18 protein-coding genes and 1 pseudogene are annotated in these 22,105 nt (G+C 60.6%); 9 read left to right on the forward strand and 10 right to left on the reverse strand.

The window, feature by feature from the left end:
• The first annotated feature begins 203 nt into the window (after positions 1–203).
• Both FHX08_RS06675 and FHX08_RS06680 read left to right on the forward strand, forming a co-directional pair.
• Positions 204–1,862, forward strand: a complete 1,659-nt coding sequence (locus FHX08_RS06675; protein WP_132651707.1) for an arylsulfatase — start codon at positions 204–206, stop codon at positions 1,860–1,862.
• A 105-nt stretch (positions 1,863–1,967) separates the two neighbouring features.
• Entirely contained in the window at positions 1,968–3,410 is a 1,443-nt protein-coding gene (locus FHX08_RS06680; protein ID WP_246698291.1) for a transglycosylase SLT domain-containing protein, read from the forward strand.
• 79 nt (positions 3,411–3,489) lie between these two features.
• Here FHX08_RS06680 and FHX08_RS06685 read toward each other — a convergent pair whose 3' ends face one another.
• The 4 genes from FHX08_RS06685 to FHX08_RS06700 form a co-directional block, all read right to left on the reverse strand.
• Positions 3,490–4,299, reverse strand: coding sequence for a hypothetical protein (locus FHX08_RS06685; RefSeq protein ID WP_132651706.1), 810 nt, complete (start codon positions 4,297–4,299; stop codon positions 3,490–3,492).
• A gap of 24 nt (positions 4,300–4,323) precedes the next feature.
• On the reverse strand, positions 4,324–4,902 hold the full coding sequence (locus FHX08_RS06690; RefSeq protein WP_132651705.1) for an OmpA family protein: 579 nt from the start codon (positions 4,900–4,902) through the stop codon (positions 4,324–4,326).
• A gap of 4 nt (positions 4,903–4,906) precedes the next feature.
• On the reverse strand, positions 4,907–5,329 hold the full coding sequence (locus tag FHX08_RS06695) for a hypothetical protein (RefSeq protein WP_132651704.1): 423 nt from the start codon (positions 5,327–5,329) through the stop codon (positions 4,907–4,909).
• 119 nt (positions 5,330–5,448) lie between these two features.
• Positions 5,449–6,081 (reverse strand): LysE family translocator, encoded by a 633-nt coding sequence (locus FHX08_RS06700; protein WP_132651703.1) that lies wholly within the window; start codon positions 6,079–6,081, stop codon positions 5,449–5,451.
• A 173-nt stretch (positions 6,082–6,254) separates the two neighbouring features.
• Here FHX08_RS06700 and FHX08_RS06705 point away from each other — a divergent pair, with 173 nt between their 5' ends.
• Together FHX08_RS06705 and chrA are read left to right on the forward strand one after the other, a co-directional pair.
• Positions 6,255–7,160, forward strand: a complete 906-nt coding sequence (locus FHX08_RS06705) for a DMT family transporter (RefSeq protein WP_132651702.1) — start codon at positions 6,255–6,257, stop codon at positions 7,158–7,160.
• Positions 7,161–7,285: 125 nt separating this feature from the next.
• Positions 7,286–8,497, forward strand: a complete 1,212-nt coding sequence (gene chrA / locus FHX08_RS06710; RefSeq protein WP_132651701.1) for a chromate efflux transporter — start codon at positions 7,286–7,288, stop codon at positions 8,495–8,497.
• A gap of 20 nt (positions 8,498–8,517) precedes the next feature.
• Here the strand turns inward: chrA and FHX08_RS31370 are convergent.
• Both FHX08_RS31370 and FHX08_RS06715 read right to left on the reverse strand, forming a co-directional pair.
• Positions 8,518–8,652 (reverse strand): annotated as a pseudogene (locus FHX08_RS31370) (acyl-CoA thioesterase); the annotation flags it as partial.
• A gap of 147 nt (positions 8,653–8,799) precedes the next feature.
• Positions 8,800–9,537: an ROK family protein gene (locus FHX08_RS06715; RefSeq protein ID WP_409527390.1), complete on the reverse strand. Its 738-nt coding sequence runs from the start codon at positions 9,535–9,537 to the stop codon at positions 8,800–8,802.
• A gap of 120 nt (positions 9,538–9,657) precedes the next feature.
• Between FHX08_RS06715 and FHX08_RS06720 the strand changes: the two genes are divergently transcribed.
• Entirely contained in the window at positions 9,658–12,099 is a 2,442-nt protein-coding gene (locus FHX08_RS06720) for a glucan 1,4-alpha-glucosidase (protein ID WP_132651700.1), read from the forward strand.
• Positions 12,100–12,223: 124 nt separating this feature from the next.
• Complete coding sequence (locus FHX08_RS06725; RefSeq protein WP_132651699.1) at positions 12,224–12,877, forward strand: LysE family translocator; 654 nt, start codon at positions 12,224–12,226, stop codon at positions 12,875–12,877.
• A 54-nt stretch (positions 12,878–12,931) separates the two neighbouring features.
• Here the strand turns inward: FHX08_RS06725 and FHX08_RS06730 are convergent, their stop codons facing one another.
• A complete protein-coding gene (locus FHX08_RS06730) occupies positions 12,932–14,002 on the reverse strand; it encodes a GGDEF domain-containing protein (protein WP_132651698.1) in 1,071 nt (356 codons plus the stop codon).
• 363 nt (positions 14,003–14,365) lie between these two features.
• Here FHX08_RS06730 and FHX08_RS06735 point away from each other — a divergent pair, with 363 nt between their 5' ends.
• Positions 14,366–14,587 (forward strand): hypothetical protein, encoded by a 222-nt coding sequence (locus FHX08_RS06735; RefSeq protein WP_132651697.1) that lies wholly within the window; start codon positions 14,366–14,368, stop codon positions 14,585–14,587.
• Positions 14,588–14,603: 16 nt separating this feature from the next.
• Here FHX08_RS06735 and FHX08_RS06740 read toward each other — a convergent pair whose 3' ends face one another.
• Both FHX08_RS06740 and fumC read right to left on the reverse strand, forming a co-directional pair.
• Positions 14,604–16,211, reverse strand: a complete 1,608-nt coding sequence (locus tag FHX08_RS06740) for a fumarate hydratase (protein WP_132651696.1) — start codon at positions 16,209–16,211, stop codon at positions 14,604–14,606.
• Between the two features lie 219 nt (positions 16,212–16,430).
• Positions 16,431–17,822 carry a class II fumarate hydratase gene (gene fumC / locus FHX08_RS06745; RefSeq protein ID WP_132651695.1) on the reverse strand — a complete coding sequence of 464 codons (1,392 nt, stop codon included), beginning with the start codon at positions 17,820–17,822 and terminating at the stop codon, positions 16,431–16,433.
• 429 nt (positions 17,823–18,251) lie between these two features.
• On the opposite strand from fumC, the gene FHX08_RS06750 reads away from it, so the two are divergent.
• The gene (locus FHX08_RS06750; RefSeq protein ID WP_132651694.1) at positions 18,252–20,150 is read left to right on the forward strand and encodes a murein L,D-transpeptidase; all 1,899 of its coding nucleotides are present in this window, start codon (positions 18,252–18,254) and stop codon (positions 20,148–20,150) included.
• Between the two features lie 316 nt (positions 20,151–20,466).
• On the opposite strand, the gene FHX08_RS06755 is transcribed toward FHX08_RS06750, so the two are convergent.
• Positions 20,467–21,201, reverse strand: coding sequence for an HAD family hydrolase (locus tag FHX08_RS06755; RefSeq protein ID WP_132651693.1), 735 nt, complete (start codon positions 21,199–21,201; stop codon positions 20,467–20,469).
• Between the two features lie 195 nt (positions 21,202–21,396).
• Between FHX08_RS06755 and rpiA the strand changes: the two genes are divergently transcribed.
• Positions 21,397–22,095, forward strand: coding sequence for a ribose-5-phosphate isomerase RpiA (gene rpiA / locus FHX08_RS06760; RefSeq protein WP_184327041.1), 699 nt, complete (start codon positions 21,397–21,399; stop codon positions 22,093–22,095).
• The last annotated feature ends 10 nt before the right edge of the window (positions 22,096–22,105 follow it).

Below are 22,105 nucleotides of genomic sequence, written 5' to 3' on the forward strand. Positions count from 1 at the left end.
GTTTCGAGAAAGTAGAGCTGTTGTTGGAAAAGAGCTTTCCGCGCGGTTTGCAGCACAGCTTCGGGCACGGCAACAGCACGTGAGATAAAGACCCCGGACCGTTAACGGGGCCGTTTACGCCTGACGTTTACCGTAACGTACTTCCGTGACCATGGAATTTAGCGGAGCATTCGCGCGCAGGTTTGATCTCAAGGAGGAATTCGATGAAAGACGTCGAAAATCAAAAGCAGGATGATAGGTTGGCATCCGTCAGTCGCCGCAATCTTCTGCTCGGCGGCACGTCGCTTGCGATCACGGCTCTCGCCGTCTCATCCGCGGTCAATGAGGCCGCAGCACAGACGCAGCAGACGGCGGCCAGCGGCGGTTCGGGAAAACTGCCCAATATCCTTGTCATCTTCGGCGACGATATCGGCATTCCGCAGATCAGCGCCTACACGATGGGGCTGATGGGCTATCGCACGCCGAATATCGACCGCATCGCCAAGGAAGGGGCGATCTTCACGGATTCCTACGGTCAGCAGAGCTGCACGGCGGGCCGCGCCTCCTTCATCCTCGGGCAGGAGCCGTTCCGCACCGGCCTTCTGACGATCGGCATGCCGGGCGACCCGCATGGCATCCAGGACTGGATGCCGACCATTGCCGACGTGATGAAAACCAGGGGCTATGCGACCGGCCAGTTCGGCAAGAACCATCTTGGCGACCAGGATCAGCACCTGCCGACGAAGCATGGCTTCGACGAATTCTTCGGTAATCTCTATCACCTGAATGCCGAAGAGGAGCCGGAAGGCTATTTCTATCCGAAGGACCCGGCTTTCCGCCGGCAGTTCGGTCCGCGCGGCGTCATTAAGTCCACGGCCGACGGAAAAGTCGAAGATACGGGCGCGCTCAACACCAAACGGATGGAGACGATCGACGAGGAATTCCTGGCTGCCGCCAAGAATTTCATCGATAGGCAGGCGAAGGCTGACAAGCCTTTCTTCTGCTGGTTCAACTCGACCCGCATGCACATTTTCACTCATCTGAAGCCCGACTCGCTCGGCAAGACCGGCAAGGGCATCCATGCGGACGGCATGGTGGAACATGACGGCCATGTCGGCCAACTCCTTGACCAGTTAGATCAGCTCGGCATCGCCGACAACACGATCGTTCTTTACACGACCGATAACGGCGCCGAACTCGCACTTTGGCCGGACGGTGCCCAGACCATGTTCCACGGCGAAAAAGGCACGACATGGGAAGGCGGCTTCCGCATTCCGATGATGGTTCGCTGGCCGGGCGTGGTAAAACCGGGCACGGAGATCAACGAGATCGTGACCCTGATGGACTGGATGCCGACATTTGCGGCCGCCGCCGGCATCGACGACCTTAAGGAGCAGATGAAGGCAGGCTTCAAGTCGGGCGCGAAGGAGTTCAAGGTGCATCTGGACGGTTACAATCTGCTGCCGATGCTGAATGGTGACAGCACGAGCGGGCCGCGCGATTCCGTCTATTATTTTGACCAGGGCGGCAATCTCAACGCCATCAGGTGGAACGACTGGAAGCTGAGTTTTGCGGTCAACAGCGAGGGCAATATCGCTACGGCCACCCGCGAAGTGCCGGCCTGGGCTAGCATCGCCAACCTGCGCATGGACCCCTATGAGCGCGGATTGAAGGAGGGTGGCGGCGCCGTCGAGTTCCTTGCCCGCAATATGTGGCTGATCGTGCCGGTGCAGGGCAAGATCAAGGATTTCTTCTCCGACTTCAACCAGTACCCCTATCAGGAGGGCAGTTCGCTGAATGCGAGCGGCATCAACTACGGCCTTCTGCGGCAGGAGGCGGCGCTGAAGCGGCTCAACGAGCTGGAGCGCCTGACGCCACAATAACCTTCCAAAGCCGCCGCAGGAGTGCGGCCGGAGCTCCCGCGGCGGCAAGATGTAAAACCGCAATATTCACCTGATGCGTTCAGGGCCGATGCTGGGGAGGCCTCGATGAGCTCGTTTCTGAAGGTGCTGTTCGTGCTGCTGCTCGCTGCCGTCTCGCTGGGGACAAGGCCGGCGGCAACCGAGGAGGCGGGTTCTCCCGGCCTCATTCAGAAGCATGTCATTGATCTCGGTGCGATGAAGGAGCGCCGTATCGTGCGAGTGCTGGTGCCCTACAGCAAAACGATCTACTTCGTCGACAGAGGGCGCCAGTTTGGCACGGCGGTGCAATTCGGGCTGGAGCTCGAAAAGGTTCTCAACAAGGACCGCAAGAAGCAGATCGACCATATCAATATCGTCTTCGTGCCGATGCCACGTGACAGGCTGTTCGACGCGCTGAACGAGGGCTATGGCGATATCGTCATGGCGAACCTGACGATCACCGACGAGCGGCTGAGCCAGGTGGATTTTACCGATCCGCTCTATGACAATGCCGAGGAGGTTCTGGTCGCTGCGCCAAACAGCCCGACGGTATCCACGCTCGACGATCTCTCGGGCCAGCACGTCGCCGTGCGCGCCTCCAGCAGCTATCATGAGCATCTTCTGGCGCGGAACAAGGAACTCGCCGCGGCCGGCAAGGCCGAGATCGTCATCGACCTCATGGATGAGAGCCTAGAGGAAGAGGATCTGATGGAGATGGTCAATGCCGAGCTTCTGCCCTTCACCGTCGTCGATGCCTATAAGGGGGATATCTGGACGCATGTCTTTGCCGACATGAAGGTGCGACACGATATCGTGCTGTCATCTCAAGGAAAGATTGCCTGGGCGATCCGCAAGAACAGCCCCGAGCTAATGGCCGAACTCAACGCCTTCGTCGCCAGCCACAAGGTGGGCACGACCTTCGGCAATATCCTGCGCAATACCTTCTACAAGCAAGACAAGATCATCAAGCGTGCCTATTCGCCCAACGATGTCGCGCGCTTCCAGAAGCTTGTCGAGATCTTCCGCAAACATGGCGGCAGCTATTCCTTCGACTATCTGATGTTGCTTGCGCAGGGCTATCAGGAATCGCAGCTCGATCAGTCCAGGCGCTCACCGCGCGGTGCCGTCGGAATCATGCAGATGCTGCCCTCGACGGCAAAGGACAAGGTGATCGGCATCAGCGGCATCGACAAGGACCCCGACCGCAATGTCGAAGCGGGCGCCAAATATCTGCGCCATCTCATCGACACCTATATCGACGACGAGGGGCTTACGCCCAAGGACCGGCAGCTTTTCGCCTTCGCAGCCTACAATGCCGGGCCAGGCAACCTGCGCAAGTTCCGCGACAAGGCAAAGGCGATGGGCCTCGATCCCAATGTCTGGTTCGGCAATGTCGAGAATGCCGCTTCCGAGATCGTCGGGCGGGAGACGGTCCAATATGTCAGCAATATCTATAAATACTATGTAGCGTATTCACTGCTCGTCGCGCGGATGGGGGCACACGCGCAGGCCGGTCATTCCGTCCAGTGACAGGGGTATTCGGGTCACGCTGCCTGTCGGCAACATCGTCATTGGTCGGTGACAATGATCGAAGGCAATCGGACACTCGTCACTGCGATTCTGCCGGCGGCAAGCCCATCCCCGAAAATCCCTGACGCGTCCATTCGTAGACGGCGGCATTGGTGCGGAAATTGCCGACCCTCGGCGATGCCAGATCCAGAATATTGACGATTACGGCGGTCCAGACCACCGTCAGAAGAAGGATAAGCACACGGACTGGCCGGCCGCGCAAACCGAACTGATAGCCGAGAGAGGCCATACTGAGCAGCATGACGCCCGTGAGGAGCCAGAAAATCTGCGACGGCAGGCGGATGCCCATGGCGAAACGCTCGGCTGTGCCGGCATCGAAGGCCTCGTTGACCGCCGACATCAGCGAAACCGAGACGGGGTCCGGACGATCGCGAACGATGGCGCTGACACCGCGCCATATCGATTGCTGCAGCCTGGACGTATCCTGGTTTGCGCTGGCAATCGCGTCGTTGTCGAGCCCGGCATCGACGAAGGCTCGTCGCGCCTTCAGGTAATCTTCAAGCAGCCGTGCGACCTCGACCGCCTGCGGCGAGCCGATCGCGCTTGCCCGCAGAAAGGCGGTACCGATGGCATTGGCTTCGTTCAGCGTCCCCTGGCGCCGCTCGCTGAAGCGGGCAGTCGAATAGGAAAGCGTGAGCGCCAGAACGAAAGCCAGCAGGCCGAGCATGCCGGCGACGACCACGCCGACGTTTTCCGCCTGGCCCTGAACGCTCGTCTTGCGGCTTGAGCCGATACGATAGCCGATCTCATGCGCAAGGAGCTGCACGATCAGCAATATCGCAGCGACGGCCAGGGTGCTCCACCCGGCAAGATCGCGAAGGAAGTCCATAACGACAGCTCCGATTGCGGCTGGTCATTGCTTCTTGGTGAAGACGCCGAGATTGTAGAGCTGGACGCGCCTGTTGTCGGCGGCTTTCGCATTGGAGCCGTCGATCGGAAAATATTCGCCGACCCCGACCGTGTAGAGACGCCCGGCATCGACGGCAAAGGTCGTCGAGAGGATTTCCTTGATGGCTTCCGCCCGCTGCTGGCTGAGTTCGAGATTATGCTGGTCGCTGCCGGTCGAGCTGGTATGACCGACGACGAGGAACTTATAGGCCCAGAGGTTCGGGTGGTGCAGGGCATCGGCGATCATGCCGAGCGTGCGATAGGATTCCGGTTCGATGGCAATGGAGTCGTTGGCAAAGGCGATCTCGACCACCATCTGCGGCAGGCGCGCGACCTTGCTCCAGTTCGGCAGACCCGACATCTCCTTTCCGGATCCGTTCATGGCCTCTTGTCTCAGCAGTTCGACATCGACAATCGGCGCTGCCCCCTGGAGCTTTCCGAGACCGGCGACGATCCGCTCCTGGGAGACCTGTTGCGCAAAGGCGAAGGTGGGCAGCAGGAAGGCGGCGGCAAAGCCGGCGAGGGCGGTTTTTCGCATAGTCATGACCTTACCTCCATCCTGCATCTGATATCGCCTGATTGCACTGGGCACTGATCGTGTTCTGCTTTTTGGCCAGGCATGCAAGAATGTAGCCGTCGCCGACGACGCCATTGCAGCGCCGGGCCATGTCGGTGGCGCAGACCTTGCTGTAGGCTGTCTGCGCCTGCTCGCGCTTCTGGATCGATGCCACGACACTCGCAAGCGAGGATGTGCAAGTTGGCGAGACCTTGGCCGCATTCTGAGCGAGGCAATCGGCGATCCTGTTGTTGCCGAGGTTCAGCCCCTTGCAGAGCTTCTTGATATCGGTGCCGCAATCCTTTGCCAGTACGCTCACCGCATCGGCATAGCTGATCGTGTCTGCCTTCGCTGCACCCGTCCAGGCGATGACGGCGATCACCGCCGCGCCAACCGGTCTCCATACTCCAGGCATGCATTACCCTCCTGTTGTGGCCGCCGGAATGGCGCCCCTCCGGGCTATGGAATGCAGATCAGGAGACTTTGGTTAAGTACGTTACTGTAAACTCACTGTAAATCGGCAGGTAATGCCGTTTAGGTGCTTGCCCGCCGGTAGAGCGCCAGCGAGCCGGCGAGCGTCAGCAAGACGCCGCCGCAGATCCGGTCGAGCCAGAGCGCGCCCGATTTCCGCAACAACCGGACGGCCTGCGAGCCGAGAGCCGCATAGCCGAACATGACCATGAAATCGATGGCGGCGAAGACGAGGGCAAGCATGGCATATTGCTCGACCTGCGGACCGCGTGGATCGATGAATTGCGGCAGGAAGGCCGAAAAGAACAGATAGCCTTTTGGATTGGTGACGGCGACGAGAAAGCTCTTCAGGAAGATCGCCACCGCTGAGCCGGATGCGTTCTCTTCGGAGCGCAGCGCGACATCCAGCGTTCCCTTCGACCGCAGCAGCATGACACCCAGGAAGGCGAGGTAGCAGACGCCGACCCATTTGATGACGGTGAACCAGAATTCCGAGGCGGCGAGCAGGGCACCAAGACCCAATGCGACGGCACCGATCAGCACGAAATCCGACATGACGGCACCGATCATGCCAGATGTCGCCCGGCGCACCCCGAATTTGGAGCCGTTCGTCAGGGCGAGGAGCACAGTCGGGCCGGGCGTGGCGATGCCGACGAATGCCACAAGCGCAAATGCAAGAACCGTCATTTCAGTCATATCGTTCTCCTCCGTTGCCACCACCTATGACACCGACGGGATATTTCCGGAAGAGCCTTCGTCGCCGGTCTCAGTTGCATTCCCAATCGTCGATAGTTCGGTCTGCATCGAAGCATTCAGCACCCGTTGCAGCTAGAGAGAAGCACAGGCTGTCTGACTAGGACCGGAATACGATGGACAACAAGACTGACATGACACGGGAACTGGTGCTGCTGCTGGCGCTCTCCGCACTCTGGGGAGCGTCCTACACATTCATCAAGATCGGCGTTGAGACCATCGCACCGGTGACACTGGTCGCCGCGAGGACGCTGATTGCCGGCCTGCTGCTTCTCGCCGTCATCCGGTGGCGCGGCCTCAGGATGCCTCGCGACCGACAGACCTGGATCTACTTTCTGTGTCAGGCCTGCCTGAACAGTGTCTTGCCCTTTACGCTGATCGCCTGGGCCGAGCGCACGACCGATGCCGGTCTTGCCGCGATCCTGAATTCCACGACGCCGATCTTTGCCTTTCTGATCACGGCACTGATCACCCGGCACGAAGCGATGACAAGCCGCAAGCTGTTCGGCGTATCCTCGGGATTGATCGGGACCGCCCTGATCATCGGCCTCGGTGCGCTCGACAATATCGGACAGGCGCTCCCGGCACAGCTTGCGATCGTGGCCGCTACGATCTGCTATGCGGGCGCGGCGGTCTTCGGCCGGAATTTCAGGGGGCTCGATCCCATGCTGCCGGCTGGCGGCTCGCTGATCTCGGGCGCGGTGATCCTCATACCTGTTAGTATCGTCGTCGATCACCCCTGGACCTTGAGCCCGAGTCTGCATTCCTTGCTCGCGCTCCTTACCCTCTCTGTCTTCTCGACGGCACTCGCCTTCGTGATCTATTTCCGTCTCATGCAGACGCTCGGATCGGTGGGGGCCACGGCCCAGGCCTATCTGAGGGTCCCGATCGGTGTTGCGATCGGTGTCATCTTCCTTGGCGAAACGCTGTCTTCCACGGCGGGGCTTGGTCTTGTCTTCGTCATGGCCGGCGTTGTCGCCATGACGTTGCCCGCACGAGCGCGTGTCCGTCATGTTGTCTGATCCGCACCTTCACGAGATCTGTGCCTATTCGACTGACATCGAAAATCACCTGTTGTCATCGTGCCGTCATTGATGGTGAGGATACGGGTCGGCACAATGGGGATGTTGGCGTGGATACAGGAAAAATGACCGAGGAGAAGACCGCTATTGCGCCGGCTGGCACGCCCGCGGAGGTTTTCGGCGCCTTCCTGAAGCTTGGGCTCACCTCGTTCGGCGGACCGATCGCGCATCTTGGCTATTTTCGCGACGAGCTCGTGACACGGCGCAAATGGATCGACGAGAAGGGCTATGCCGACCTCGTCGCCCTCTGTCAGTTTCTTCCCGGTCCTGCATCCAGCCAGGTCGGCTTTGCCATGGGCTTGTTGCGCGGCGGACCTCTGGGCGCGCTTGCGGCGTGGAGCGCCTTCACGCTTCCCTCCGCGCTGATCCTGTTCATCTTCGCAACCGCCGCCACCGCGCTCGACAATCCGGCCGGGCAAGGCCTGCTGCACGGGTTGAAGCTCGTTGCGGTCGCGGTCGTGGCACAAGCCGTCTGGGGCATGGCACGATCACTGACGCCCGACAGGCCGCGCGCCGGCATCGCACTGGCCGCGATTTTCCTGGTGACATCAATAGGGGCACTCGGCCAGCTCGCAGCCATCGTGCTGGGTGCCGTTTCGGGACTCGTCCTTTGTCGCGGGGCCGCCGCCGAGCACAAGGCCGGTTTCTCGTTCCGAATATCGAGATCTGCAGGCCTTACCTGTCTGCTGGTGTTCCTGCTCCTGCTGTTCGGATTGCCGCTTGTTGTTTCCATCCTGGATTCGCAGGGACTGCGCCTTTTCGACGCTTTCTATCGCTCCGGCGCGCTCGTATTCGGTGGCGGACATGTCGTCCTGCCGCTGCTCGAGACGGAGGTGGTGAGACCGGGCTGGGTTTCTGAGAACGCATTTCTCGCCGGTTACGGCGTTGCGCAGGCGGTGCCTGGCCCTCTCTTTACATTTTCGGCCTATCTCGGTGCGGTCATGGGGCCGTCGCCCAATGGGGTCACGGGGGCCGCCATCTCCCTGGTCGCGATTTTTGTGCCCGGCCTCCTTCTGCTGCTCGGCACTCTGCCTTTCTGGGACAGGCTCAGCGCCTATCCGCTGGCGCAGGCGGCCATGCGTGGCGCAAACGCGGCCGTGGTCGGCGTGCTAGGAGCTGCCCTCTACAATCCGGTATGGACAAGCGCGGTCCTTACCCCAGTCGATTTTGCTCTTGCCCTGTCGGGCTTCCTGCTGCTGGTCGTCTGGAAGGCGCCGCCGTGGATTGTCGTGCTGCTGATAACGGCGAGCGCCGTCCTGCTGCAGCTCGCCGCCTGAACCACGTCACGTCAGGTCGGTCAATCCTTCACCGGCAAGGCCGCTTTCATCGCCGTCCATGCTGCCCGGCCAAGCCTTACATCCGCAAGGTCGGTGCCACCATGAGCATGAAGGCTGGAGCGAGGCGTGGTTTCGCCAGGGAGCAGCACGCGATGACGAGAAACTGCGCGAAATGCTCGCTCGCTATGCGTCTTCGGGAAAACTGAGTTTCGCCGCCAAGAGAAAACTGGTTTTGGGGGGTCGATCAGCCGTAATCGGCTTGTGGGCAAAGCAGTCGTCAGACTTGCCCGATCGCCTGACGTTCACAGCCGCAGGCTGTCATCCAACCAGACCCGGAAACCGCCGCGGAAGGCGTTGTCATTGCTGCCGCGCCGGCACTTCGGCGGCATTTCCTTGAGGCGGTCAACATTGCCGCCGCCGATGACGATATAATCGGGCTGCAGGGCGGCAGCCAGGCGATCGGCGACGTCGAAGACCGACTTTCGCCATCTGCCTTTGCCGCGACCCTCGAGGCCGCGTTCGCCGACATAATCCTCGAAAGTCGCTTTCCTGTAAGGCATATGCGCCAGTTCGAGCGGAATGCAGACATTCTCGGCAATCATGGCCGAGCCCAGTCCCGTGCCGAGGCCAAGGAAGAGCATGCGACCGCCCTCGTAACTGCCGATCGCCTGCATCAGCGCGTCGTTGACCATGCGGACGGGCTTGCCGAGCGCCTTCTCGAAATCGAAACCTTTCCATCCCGACCCGAGGTTGAACGGATCGGCTGCGGGACGGTGGCCAGCGACGGGACCGGGATAGCCCATCGCGATCAGGTCATAGTGCCAGTCGGCCGTGAGATCGCGGAGCCCAGCGACCATCGCTGCCGCCGTCATCTTTGAACCGGATACGACCTTGCGCCGTTCGCTGCCGCTGCTGAGCTCTGCTTTCACATGCGAACCGCCGATGTCGACAGCCAGAACCACGGGCTTGGCGGATGCCGCCTTCGCCTTGCTGTGTTCACGCGTCTGTTTTGCTTCAGATATTTCCGTCATGTCAGCCATGCTGGCACTCCTCCTGTGCGATGCTCGCTTCCCCGCATATTCTTATCCGGCGCAAGATCGTAACCGGTCAAGGTCGGTATATTGCGGATCGCTGAATTTCGTCTCAGGATGGTGTGCTCAATGAGGAGCCTAGCCCGAGCGGAGGAACTGCACTTGGCCGTTGCGATATTGCCACCCGGTTCCGTCGTGCCGCCGGGCGCGCCGGGCATCGAGCCCCGCTGGACCTCCAGCGACAAGAGCGCGGTCGGGACCGCCGTGAGTGCTGCGAGCTGTGTCTGGTTTACAGTGAGTCATGGCATCCTCAATGAGATCTATGCGCCACGGCTCGATATGGCCTGCGTGCGCGATTTCGGCTTCATCGTCACGGCAGAGGACTATTTTTCTGAGGAGAAGCGCGATGCCGAGCACCGGGTGGAGGCGATCGAGGACGGCGTTCCGGCCTTCCGCCTCGTCAATACCGCCGGCGACGGCCGCTATCGTATCACCAAGACGATCTTCTCGGATCCGGAGCGCGAAGTGGTGCTGCAGGACATTCGCTTTCAGGCGTTGAAGGGCAATCTCTCCGACTACCGGCTGCATGCGCTGGTCGCCCCGCATCTCGTCAATGGCGGCGCGAACAACACCGGCTGGTACACCGATTTCAAGGGCAGGCCGATGCTCTTTGCCGAAGGGTCGGGGCGCTCTCTCGCAGTTGCCAGTTCGGTGCCGTGGCTTGCCCGTTCCGTGGGTTATGTCGGTTTTTCCGATGGCTGGCAGACATTGTCGCGCGGCGAAGGGCTGAGACAGGATTATTGCTGCGCCGCTGACGGTAATGTCGCGCTATCGGGCACGCTCGATATTCAGGCGGGAATGGGGCGCGCGCTGATCGTCATCGGATTCGGCACTCAGCCGGAGGAGGCGGCCTTGCGGTCGCTGCTCAGCCTCGAACAGGATGTCGAGCCGGCACTGAAACACTACCGCAACGGATGGCGGGAATGGCAGGCCGGTCTGCTTGCGCTCGACGAACCGCATGATCCGACCCAGCTGAACCGCTACCGCGTCAGTACCAGCGTGCTTGCCACCCACCGCGACGATGCCTCGGGCGCCATCATCGCCAGCCTTTCCATCCCCTGGGGCTTCAACAAGAGCGACGATGATCTTGGCGGTTATCATCTGGTATGGACGCGTGATCTGGTGGAGACGGCGGGCGGTCTGCTTGCCGCCGGGGCGGCCGCGGACGCACGTTCGGTGCTCGACTATCTCACCGTCATCCAGGAGGCGGACGGCCATTGGGTGCAAAATGCCTGGCTTGACGGGCGGCCCTACTGGTACGGCATACAGATGGACGAGACGGCCTTTCCGATCCTGCTCTATGACATGCTGCTGCGGTCGGGCGAAATCGGCACGTCGGAGGCCCACCGCTACCTGCCGATGATCGAGGCGGCGGCTGGCTACATTGTCAAAAACGGCCCCGCCACGCAGGAAGATCGCTGGGAGGAGGATGCCGGCTATTCGCCCTTCACGCTCGCCGTCGAAATTGCCGGCCTGCTCGCAGCAGCCGATGCCGTCGAAGCGGCCGGGCGGCTCGATGCGGCACACTATCTGCGCGAGGTGGCCGACGGCTGGAACGAGCGGATCGAGGAGTGGACCTACGCCACCGACACGGAACTGTCGCGCAGCCTGGGCATCGAGGGCTATTACGTGCGCATCGCTTCGGCCACCAATGGCGCCATGTCACTGAGGCGTGACTTTATTCCGATCCGCAACCGCGACGATCTCGGCGAGGTGCTTGAAGCGGACCTGCTGATCAGCCCGGATGCGCTGGCGCTGGTACGCTTCGGCCTTCGCGCCGCCGACGATCCGCGCATCCTCGGCACGATTGCGGCGATCGACGCGCAGTTGCGCCGGGAGCTGCCGGCCGGCCCCTATTGGTATCGCTACAACGACGACGGCTATGGCGAGCGCATCGGCGGCGCGCCGTTTGCCGGCAGCGGTGTCGGCAGGCTCTGGCCGCTCCTGACCGGAGAGCGCGCCCACTATGAGCTCGCCGCCGGTCGCGCAGACGAGGCGCGGCGGATGCTGGCCGCGCTCGAAGCCTCCGCAAGCGAGGGCGGGCTGTTGCCGGAGCAGATATGGGATAGCGAGGACGTGCCGGAACGAGAGCTTTTTCTCGGCCGCCCCTCTGGCAGCGCCATGCCGTTGGTCTGGGCGCATGCCGAGCATATCAAGCTGCTGCGATCGCTGCGCGACGGCGTCATTTTCGATATGCCACCCCAGACTTTTGCCCGCTATGTTGCGGCGAAGCCCGCGTCGGCGCCCTTCGCATGGCGATTGACCGGTCGGCGCGACCAGATGCCGGCAAGCCGGCGGCTTCGCATCGAACTGCCCGCGCCCGCACTGGTGCGCTGGTCCGCCGACGGCTGGGCAAGCGCCACCGACAGCCCATGCCGCGACACCGGCTTCGGCATGCATGTCTTCGACCTGCCGACTCAGGCACTCAACCCTGGCAGGATCGATTTCACGATCTTCTGGACGGATGTGAATCGCTGGGAGGGCGAAGATTACCGGATCGAGGTGGTTTGAGCCGATCTATCACAGCCAATCTTGTCGCGATGGGTAATGATGGGGCCGCCGACCCGTTTCTGTGTGGCCTCAGACATGATATCGGCTATGTCCGAGGGCGTTGCCAACACCGAGGAGCTCGTGAATGTTCGTTTCAAGCACGCTGATCCCGTTTTTCCTGGCGCTTCTTGCCCTGCAGCTCTCGCCGGGTCCGGATATGCTGCTGGTTATCGGGCGCGGCATAGGGCAGGGCCGGCGTGTAGCCTTTCTGACAGCCGTCGGCGGGACGCTCGCGGCAGGGCTGATCCAGCTTCCGCTTCTGGCGCTTGGGGTCGCGTCGATCATCCAGAGTTCGCCGCTCGCCTTTGCGGTTCTTCGCTGGGCGGGGGCTGCCTATCTCATCTGGCTCGGCCTGAAGCTTCTGCTGAAATCACGTGGAAAACTCGATCCGACCGTCGAACGCAGTCCTGTCTCCAATGTGACGGCGCTGCGCGATGGCATGGTCAGCAATCTGACGAACCCGAAGGTATTGGTTTTCATGCTGGCGTTTCTCCCGCAATTCGTAGATCCACACAATGGCTGGCCCGTTGCCGCTCAGCTTCTGATCCTCGGAGGGATTCAGAAGCTTTCCGGCTTCGTCGTGCTTGCGCTTGTGGCTCTTGGCGCTGGCGGTCTCGGCGATTGGCTTTCCCGTCGCCCGCATTTGCTCATCTGGCAAAAGCGCTTCACCGGGCTTGTGATGCTCGGCCTCGGTATTCGTCTGGCGCTGACCGGGGAGGCGCGGCCGGTCACGGCATAGTACCGGCGCAGGCGGCGGGCGCCTGAACCGTTTCCTGAACGTACTCCGCCGATATCACGACTTGTAGATCAGCCAGCTCTTGGTGAACTCCTTCTGCATTCCATCCTCGTAGACGACGGTGCAGTTGCGGCCGGCATTCTTGGCGCTGTAGAGGGCGATGTCGCTCTTGGAATAAAGCTCGCCGGAATCTTCGGCGTTGGACGCCATGCAGATGCCGATGGAGACCGTGACCGGGCCGTAATTGACGCGCGTCCGGGAATTCTTGAAGGGCGTGGCCTCCAGCGTCCGGCGGATGCGCTCGGCGATCGCCGTCACTTCCTCCAGCGTATTGCCGTCGATGATGAGGGCAAATTCCTCGCCGCCGGTGCGGGCGACGAAAACATCACGGCGGACGTTACTGCGGATGACGGAGGCGACCGTGGCCAGAACCTTGTCGCCGACCGGGTGCCCATAGGTGTCGTTGATCTTCTTGAAATTATCGATGTCGGCAAGCACCAACGCGGTGACCGGGCGTAGCGCCGGATTGTTGAAGATGGCGGCAAGCCGGTCGTCGAAGGCGCGGCGGTTGGAAAGGCGTGTCAGCGAATCCGTATTAGCGATGCGTTTGTATTCGTCGAGTTCCTTGCGAACCTCGTCCATCTCCTGCGAGCGCTGGACCATGTCCTCGACGGTCTTTTCGCCATGGGTGATAGTGTCGCCGGTGGCTCGGGTCAGAAGGTCGATCGCGTTTTCGATCAGGTCGGCGCTCGTCGTGCTTTTCGAGCTGATGCGCTTGCAGGTCTCGCTGAGCAATCGGTTATAGCTTTCGAGCGATGTCTGCTCCTGGCGAAGCACACGCAAGAGGCCTTCGAGCTCGCCGGCAATGCGGCTGTGGGCATCGTCGAAGATTTTGGCGGGTGAGGTGTGTGCGCAGTGCTGCGCGCCGAGCGCATCGAGCTCGGCCTGCGTCGCCTGGCTGCCGAGAGCCGCAAGATCGCGGGTGAGCGCGGGATTGGAGCCGATATAGGCTTCATAGAAGAGTTCGTAGTTGCGGGGAATTGGCGCAACGCCCATAGCGCGCATGGCATAGGTAATCTGACCTGCCACATCGGGAACCTGCACCTTGGGCGCAACGGCCGTATTCATTCCGGCAACTCCTCATCCAATTCTTAAGCAATCTTCTATTTGTTAGCTTAGATTTCTTGGGAAAAGATTAAAGCGACATATACCAAAGATTACATACGATAAGTTTGACGGGCATCATTACTAAGATCAGCCTTATGATTTCTCTCGGGATTTTGTAAGTACGACTGAGAGTGAGACACCTCTTATGCGCGAGGCGTCTCAAAAAAGTTCAGTCGTTTTCTCTTTTCAGGGATCGTTTTTGTTTTGTCGACGGTCGGTGTCTGTTCTCTGATCTACTGGCGGACAGGGCGAAATGACAGATTCTATTTCATCAAACCTGGTTTACGGGAACCGGATCGCGGCTCCCTGCCGAAGGCATGAGTCATGGAATCGTCTCGCCATACTTCGCCAGCCATTCTTGCATTCGCCGTCGTTGCCGGCGGCGTCTTTCTCCTGCAGCAGAGCGGCTTCTTCAACGGCATCTTCAGGACCGACATTCTCGCCAGCGTGAAGGCTGAGGACGTTTTGAGCGCATCCGATATCGCCGCGATGGAAAAACCAGTGGCGGCCGACATCGATACGGCGCAGACGGCGTCCCTGCGGTAGCCAGGCGCCTTCAGTCTCAGCCGAGGTTCAGTTCCTGAAAGAAGTCATTGCCCTTGTCGTCGATGACGATGAAGGCGGGAAAATCTTCCACTTCGATCTTCCAGACGGCTTCCATACCGAGCTCGGGATATTCCAGCACCTCGACCTTTCGGATGCAGTCCTGCGCCAGGCGCGCGGCCGGCCCACCGATCGAGCCGAGATAGAAGCCCCGATGCGTCTTGCAGGCTTCGCGCACGGCGCGCGAGCGGTTGCCCTTGGCGAGCATCACCATGGAACCGCCGAAGGACTGGAACTGGTCGACATAGCTATCCATGCGGCCAGCTGTTGTCGGGCCGAAGGAGCCGGAGGCGTAACCGGCGGGCGTCTTGGCAGGGCCAGCGTAATAGACCGGGTGGTTCTTCATGTAGTCAGGCATGCCTTCGCCTTTTTCCAGCCGCTCGCGGATCTTGGCGTGCGCAAGGTCACGGGCCACGATGATCGTGCCCGTCAGCGACAGGCGCGTCTTGACCGGATGCCTGGAAAGCTCGGCGAGAATATCGGCCATCGGCTGGTTGAGATCGACGCGTACGACGGATTCAGAAAGCTTCGCCTCGTCGATCTCGGGCATGTATTTCGACGGATCGGTTTCCAGCTGCTCAATGAAGATGCCGTCGCGGGTGATCTTGCCCTTGGCCTGACGGTCGGCGGAACAGGAGACGCCGAGACCGATCGGCAGCGAGGCGCCATGACGGGGCAAGCGGATGACGCGCACGTCATGGCAGAAATATTTGCCGCCGAACTGGGCGCCGACGCCGAGGCTCTGCGTCAGCTTGTGGATTTCCTTCTCCATCTCGATATCGCGGAACGCGTGGCCGCTTTCGGAACCCTCCGTTGGCAATTCGTCGAGATAGCGGGTGGAGGCGAGCTTGACCGTCTTCAGGTTCATCTCGGCCGAAGTGCCGCCGATGACGACAGCCAGATGGTAGGGGGGACAGGCGGCCGTACCCAAGGTGAGGATCTTCTCCTTGAGGAAGTCCAGCATGCGGTCATGCGTCAAAAGCGACGGGGTGCCCTGGTACAGGAAGGTCTTGTTGGCCGAGCCGCCGCCCTTGGCGACGAAAAGGAAGTCATAGCTGTCGGTGCCTTCCTCATAGATGTCGATCTGCGCCGGCAGATTGTTCTTGGTGTTCTTCTCCTCGAACATCTTGATGGGCGCGAGCTGCGAATAGCGCAGGTTCTTCTTTTCATAGGCGTCGAGCACGCCCTTCGAAAGGGCAGCCGTATCGCCGCCTTCTGTCCACACACGACGGCCCTTCTTGCCCATGATGATCGCAGTGCCCGTATCCTGGCACATCGGCAGCACGCCGCCGGCGGCGATATTGGCATTCTTCAGAAGGTCATAGGCGACGAAACGGTCGTTATCGGTCGCTTCGGGATCGTCGAGGATCGCGGCGAGCTGCTTCAGATGGCCGGGGCGCAGCAGATGGTTGATATCGGCAAAGGCGGTTTCGGCGAGGAGGCGAATGCCCTCCGGATCGACCGTCAGGATCTCCTGGCCCTTGAACGTATCGACAGAAACATAGTCGCTGCTGATCTTGCGGTAAGGGGTGGTGTCGGCGCCGAGAGGAAAGAGATCGTCAGCCATCGAAGTGACCTTTCTGGTGGGATAGTTTGGAAACGGTCTAAATGTGGCTGGGGGTAAAAGCAATTGGGGAGGGTGAGGGATTGGCGGCGAAAACGCCGCGGTCCTTTTTGCTCCTCCCCAAGTCGGACAAGAAGCACCGCAGCCCCTTGAGGCGCCGAACTTACCTCGAAAATCAAAAAGGCCGGCATAGGGCCGGCCTCCGAAACTCATGCAACCCGATCACTTCGGGCTGATCATCGTCTCCGGCCGCACGATCTCATCATATTCCTCAGATGTCACGAGCCCGCTTGCCAGTGCCTCCTCCTTCAGCGTCGTGCCGTTCTTGTGCGCCGTCTTGGCGATCTTGGCGGCCGCGTCGTATCCGATCTTTGGCGCAAGTGCGGTCACCAGCATCAGCGAGCGTTCGAGACCGGCCTTGATATTGTCTTCGCGGGCCTCGATGCCGACGACGCAATTGTTGGCGAAGGAGACGGCGGCGTCGCCGAGCAGCTGGACCGACTGCAGGAAGTTGTAGGCCATCATCGGGTTATAGACGTTGAGCTCGAAATGCCCCTGGCTATCGGCGAAGGTCAGCGCGGCGTTGTTGCCGAAGACGTGAATGCAGACCTGCGTCAGTGCCTCGCACTGCGTTGGGTTCACCTTACCGGGCATGATCGATGATCCGGGCTCGTTTTCCGGCAGCGCCAGTTCGCCGAGGCCGGAGCGCGGGCCGGAGCCGAGAAAGCGAATGTCGTTGGCGATCTTGAAGAGGGCAGCCGCTGCCGCGTTGATCGCGCCGTGAGCGAAAACCATCGAATCATGCGAGGCGAGCGCCTCGAATTTGTTCGGCGCGGTCACGAAGGGCATGCCGGTGATGGCGGCGATCTCTTCGGCGACCTTCTCGGCGAATCCGACGGGCGCATTGAGGCCGGTGCCGACGGCCGTGCCGCCCTGGGCGAGTTCGCAGAGGCCGGGCAGGGTCATCTCGATGCGCTTGATGGCGGAGCCGACCTGCGCGGCATAGCCCGAAAATTCCTGGCCAAGGGTCAGCGGCGTCGCATCCTGCGTATGCGTGCGGCCGATCTTGATGATGTGGCTGAATTCCGTGACCTTCATGTCGAGCGCAGCATGCAGATGCTTCAGCGACGGCAGAAGGTGATGGGCGATCTGCTCGGCGCAGGCAATGTGCATGGCCGTCGGATAGGTGTCGTTCGACGACTGGCTCATGTTAACGTGATCGTTCGGGTGCACCGGCTTCTTGGAACCCATGACGCCGCCAAGCATTTCTATAGCGCGATTGGAGATCACCTCGTTGGCATTCATGTTGGATTGCGTGCCGGAGCCGGTCTGCCAGACGACCAGCGGAAAATGGTCGTTCAGTTTGCCGTCGATCACTTCCTGGGCGGCATCCACGATAGACTTGCCGATGTTGGGATCAAGCTGGCCGAGCGCCATGTTTGCGCGCGCCGCTGCCTGTTTGACGATGCCAAGCGCACGTACGATCGAGAGCGGCTGCTTCTCCCAGCCGATCTTGAAATTGCCGAGAGAACGCTGCGCCTGCGCGCCCCAATATCGGTCGCTGGCAACTTCAATCGGGCCAAATGTGTCGGTTTCGGTGCGGGTGGAACTCATGGCTTCGTGCCTTCCTGTCGCATGCTGTTAAGAGCAGTCCTTGAAGATGAGAGACTTATAGGATGGAACGCTTACCAAGAAAACCGGATCCCACGCGAAATATTGAAAACGGGGCTCATGTTTTGCATCGCCTACCAGCGCTTCGCCAGGCGTGTTCTTTCGGCCACGCCGGAAAATTAATGCAAAGAGCGTCAGAAAGCGCACTTTCTCGCGGAGGAAAATTCGGTAAAAAATTAACTAATAATTTCATAATTTTGTGTGAACTGCTGCGTGGCGTCGCGTTCGATTCCGTCACACGAAGTTGAGCGCTGAAAGCACTGGCATCGCCGGCCGATTTCTGATGAATGGGCCGCGGCTGCCGGGAATTCTGGAAGAATTGATCTGAGCCTTTTTGCTCGACAACAGCATGATACTGGAACTGGAAAACAGATGAAGTTCATTTTGAAAAGCGCGGTTTCCGCATTGGCACTTTCCTGCGTGATTGGCGCGGTTCCTGCGCATGCCTATACGCTGATGGACATGCTGCGCGGCGACCGGGCAAGAGGCCAGAGCACCATCATCATGGACCCGTCGGCTCCGATCCGCGGCAATCCGGGAAATCGCAACGGCGGCCTTGGCGGCGATCTCGATCCCGAAGCAGCACTGCCGAAGGTTTCCAGCCCGCGCTACTATACCTATAAGGCCGAGGCGCTGCAGCTCGTCGATACGACCAAGTTTGCCGATCCCGTCGTGACCGGCGCCGTTGCCGATGTCTCGGGTACGGCGACCACCGACGGCGCTCCGCAGCGTCACTTCCTGACGGAAGCCAAGGTTCGCGCCAACGCCGATGTCGCCAAGGCCCTGCAAGCCTACTATGGCGACGGCAAGAATCCGCTCGTCTGGGTCTCCGGCGAGGGCGTCAATGAGCGCGGCAAGGCGGCGATGAGCGTACTTGCCGATGCTGCAAGCGTTGGCCTCGATCCGGCCGACTATGCCGTCGCCGAGCCGACAATCGATCAGGCCAATCCGGACCCGGATGCTCGCGACCGCGCACTGACGCAGTTCGAACTGGCGCTGTCCTCGAAAGTTCTCGCTTACGTGCAGGACACGACACGTGGCCGCGTCGATCCCAACAAGCTGTCCGGCTACCATGATTTCCAGCGCAAGGTCGTGAAGCTCGATCCCGTGCTGAAGCTTTCCCGCCTGAGCCCTGACGTTGCGGCCTATCTCTCGAGCCGCAATCCCGACAGCATGCAATTCCTGGCGCTGAAGGCCGAGCTTGCCAAGCTGCGCGCAGCCGACGGAGGCAATGAAGAGAGGGTCACCATTTCGCTCGATTCCCTGCTGCGTCCAGGCGACAGCTCGCCGGAAGTAGCCAACATCGTCAAGGCGATCCAGATTCATGGTTCGGAAGAGCTGAAGACCGCACATGCCGCCACCTTCTCGGCCTATGCCGGCAGCAGCGATTATTCGCCTGAGATCGTGTCACTGGTCGAGGACTTCCAGAAGGAGCGCGGCCTGAAGCCCGACGGCGTGATCGGCCAGGCAACCGTGCGCATGATGACCGGCGGCGACAACAATGCCTCCAAGATCGGCAAGCTTGTTGTCGCGATGGAGCAGCTGCGCTGGCTGCCCGCCGACCTCGGCCCGCGCTACGTGATGATCAACCAGCCGGCCTTCATGGCCTACTATTTCAACGACTCCAAGCAGCAGCTTGCGATGCGCACCGTGGTCGGCGGCAAGAATAACCAGACCTATTTCTTTGACGACGAGATCGAAACGGTCGAGTTCAACCCGTTCTGGGGCGTGCCGCAGTCGATCATCATCAACGAGATGCTGCCGAAGCTGCGTTCCAACCCGGACTATCTCGATCAGCTGGGTTATCAGGTCGAAGTCGGCGGCCATGCCGTCCCGTCTTCCAGCGTCGACTGGTATGGCTCGACACAGAACATCTCTGTGCGTCAGCCGCCGAGCAGCGACAATGCGCTGGGTGAATTGAAGATCCTGTTCCCGAACAGCCACGCCATCTACATGCACGACACGCCCTCGAAGAGCTTCTTCAAGCGTGACATGCGGGCGCTGAGCCACGGTTGCGTGCGTCTTTCCGATCCGCGCGCCATGGCAGCGGCGGTTCTCGGCACGACGGTCGATGAGGTCGCCAAGCAGATCGCCACGGGCCAGAACCATGCCGTTAAGGTGCCGCAGAAGATCCCTGTCTATGTATCCTATTTCACCGCCTGGCCGAACAAGGATGGCATGATCGAATATTTCGACGACGTCTATGGCCGCGATGCTTATGTGGAAAAGGCATTCGATGTGACGACGAAGTCGCGCGAGGCGCAGATCTGACGGTTGGTGTTTGATAGGAATTTGACGGGCGGTCTTCGGGCCGCCCGTTTTGTTTCTGGGGTTGGCTAACTGCGGGAATTAGGAGGAGAGGCATACCGTGTGGCCCCCCCCTCTGGCCTGCCGGCCATCTCCCCCACAGGTGGGGAGATTAGCTGGCAGCGCGGGCTTTCCCAAACAACCAACGTCTCAAACTGCGCGACGTTGGTGATGTGCGAAGGTCAAGCTTCTGGTCGATCTCCCCACCTGTGGGGAGATGGCCGGCAGGCCAGAGGGGGGTATCACACGCTACAACAGCAACGGTGTGAGAGCGTCCGCCTCAAACAGCAATTTTCGCCGCAGATTCCCGCAACAACATCTCCACCAGTTCCGGTGTCAGCTCATCGAAATGCGTGATGATCACATCCGGATCGAGGCTCGACACCGGCACATCCGAATAGCCGAAAGGCACGGCGATGGAGGGCACGTTGGCATTCTTCGCGACCGCAATGTCATTGATGCTATCGCCGATCATCACTGCACGGGAAACATCGCCCCCGGCGCGTTCGATGGTACCGGTCAAATGCCGTGCATCGGGCTTGCGGTATTCGAACGTGTCGCCCCCGGTGATCGCGTCGAAATAATGCATCAAGCCAAGTTTCTCGATGAGGCCGGCGGCAAGGCCTTCCAGCTTGTTGGTACAGACAGCAAGACGGTAGCCCGAGGCCTTCAGCCGGTCCATGGCGGCGATGAGGCCGGGATAGGGCTGGGTATGGCCCGGCATGTTGGCATTATAATGGGCGACGAAACGCTCGACGAGATCCGGAACCTCCTTTGATGTCAGAGGGTGACCCTGCAGCCTGCAGGCACGCTCGATCATCACGCGGGCGCCCTGGCCAACCAGGTGCGTGAGGTCATCATAGGTAACGGGCTCAAGCTTCAGTGCTGCGATCGTATGGTTCAGGCTTTCGACCAGATCGACATGGGTGTCGAGCAGCGTACCGTCGAGATCGAAGACAACGATGGCCTTATTCTCAGGAAGAGCTTGGCCGGCATTTTCGGGAGCAGGGGTCACGGTGATGCCTCTTTGCGGAGTAGGATTTTCAGGGAGTAGGCGATGAACTGACGAAAAGCAACGCAGCGAGATCAGATAGAAAAGTCGCAGCCAAAACGCGTGGCTTTCAATTGCAGGACGATGATTTTGGCTTTCGTTTGCAATACGAGCCGTGTAAACAGCACATCCAACGAAAACATCAGGAGCTGGCGGCGCATGGATGCCCGCGAAATGAAGATCAAGGCCGCCGAGGCCGCACTTGTTCATGTTGAGTATGGAATGCGCCTCGGGATCGGTACGGGAAGCACGGCGGAAGAATTCGTTCGTCTGCTTGCCGAAAAGGTCGCAGCCGGCTTCAAGGTCGAGGGCGTTCCCACGTCCGAGCGCACGGCGCGGCTCTGCGTCGAACTCGGCGTTCCCCTGAAATCGCTGGACGAGCTGCCGGAACTCGATCTCACCATCGACGGCGCCGACGAAGTGGATCCGGCGCTGCGGCTCATCAAAGGCGGCGGCGGCGCGCTGCTGCGCGAAAAGATCGTCGCTGCAGCTTCGACGCGGATGATCGTCATTGCCGACGAGAGCAAGCTGGTGCACACGCTCGGGGCTTTCGCCCTGCCGATCGAGGTCAATCCTTTCGGCCTCGTTTCGACGCGCATCGCGATCGAAAGAACTGCCTCGCGCCTTGGTCTCTCCGGCGCACTCACGCTTCGTCAGTCCGGTGACGGGGAGTTTACCACGGACGGCGGCCACCACATCATCGATGCATCTTTTGGCCGCATTCCTGATGCAGAGGCGCTCTCGAGGGAGCTGAATTCCATACCCGGTGTCGTGGAGCACGGGCTTTTCATCAACATGGCGGCGCTTGCGATCATTGCTGGTCCTGCAGGTGCCCGCACGCTGCAGGCAAACAGATAACAGGAGCATA

The organism is Rhizobium sp. BK529 (assembly GCF_014194105.1).
Classification (GTDB): domain Bacteria; phylum Pseudomonadota; class Alphaproteobacteria; order Rhizobiales; family Rhizobiaceae; genus Rhizobium.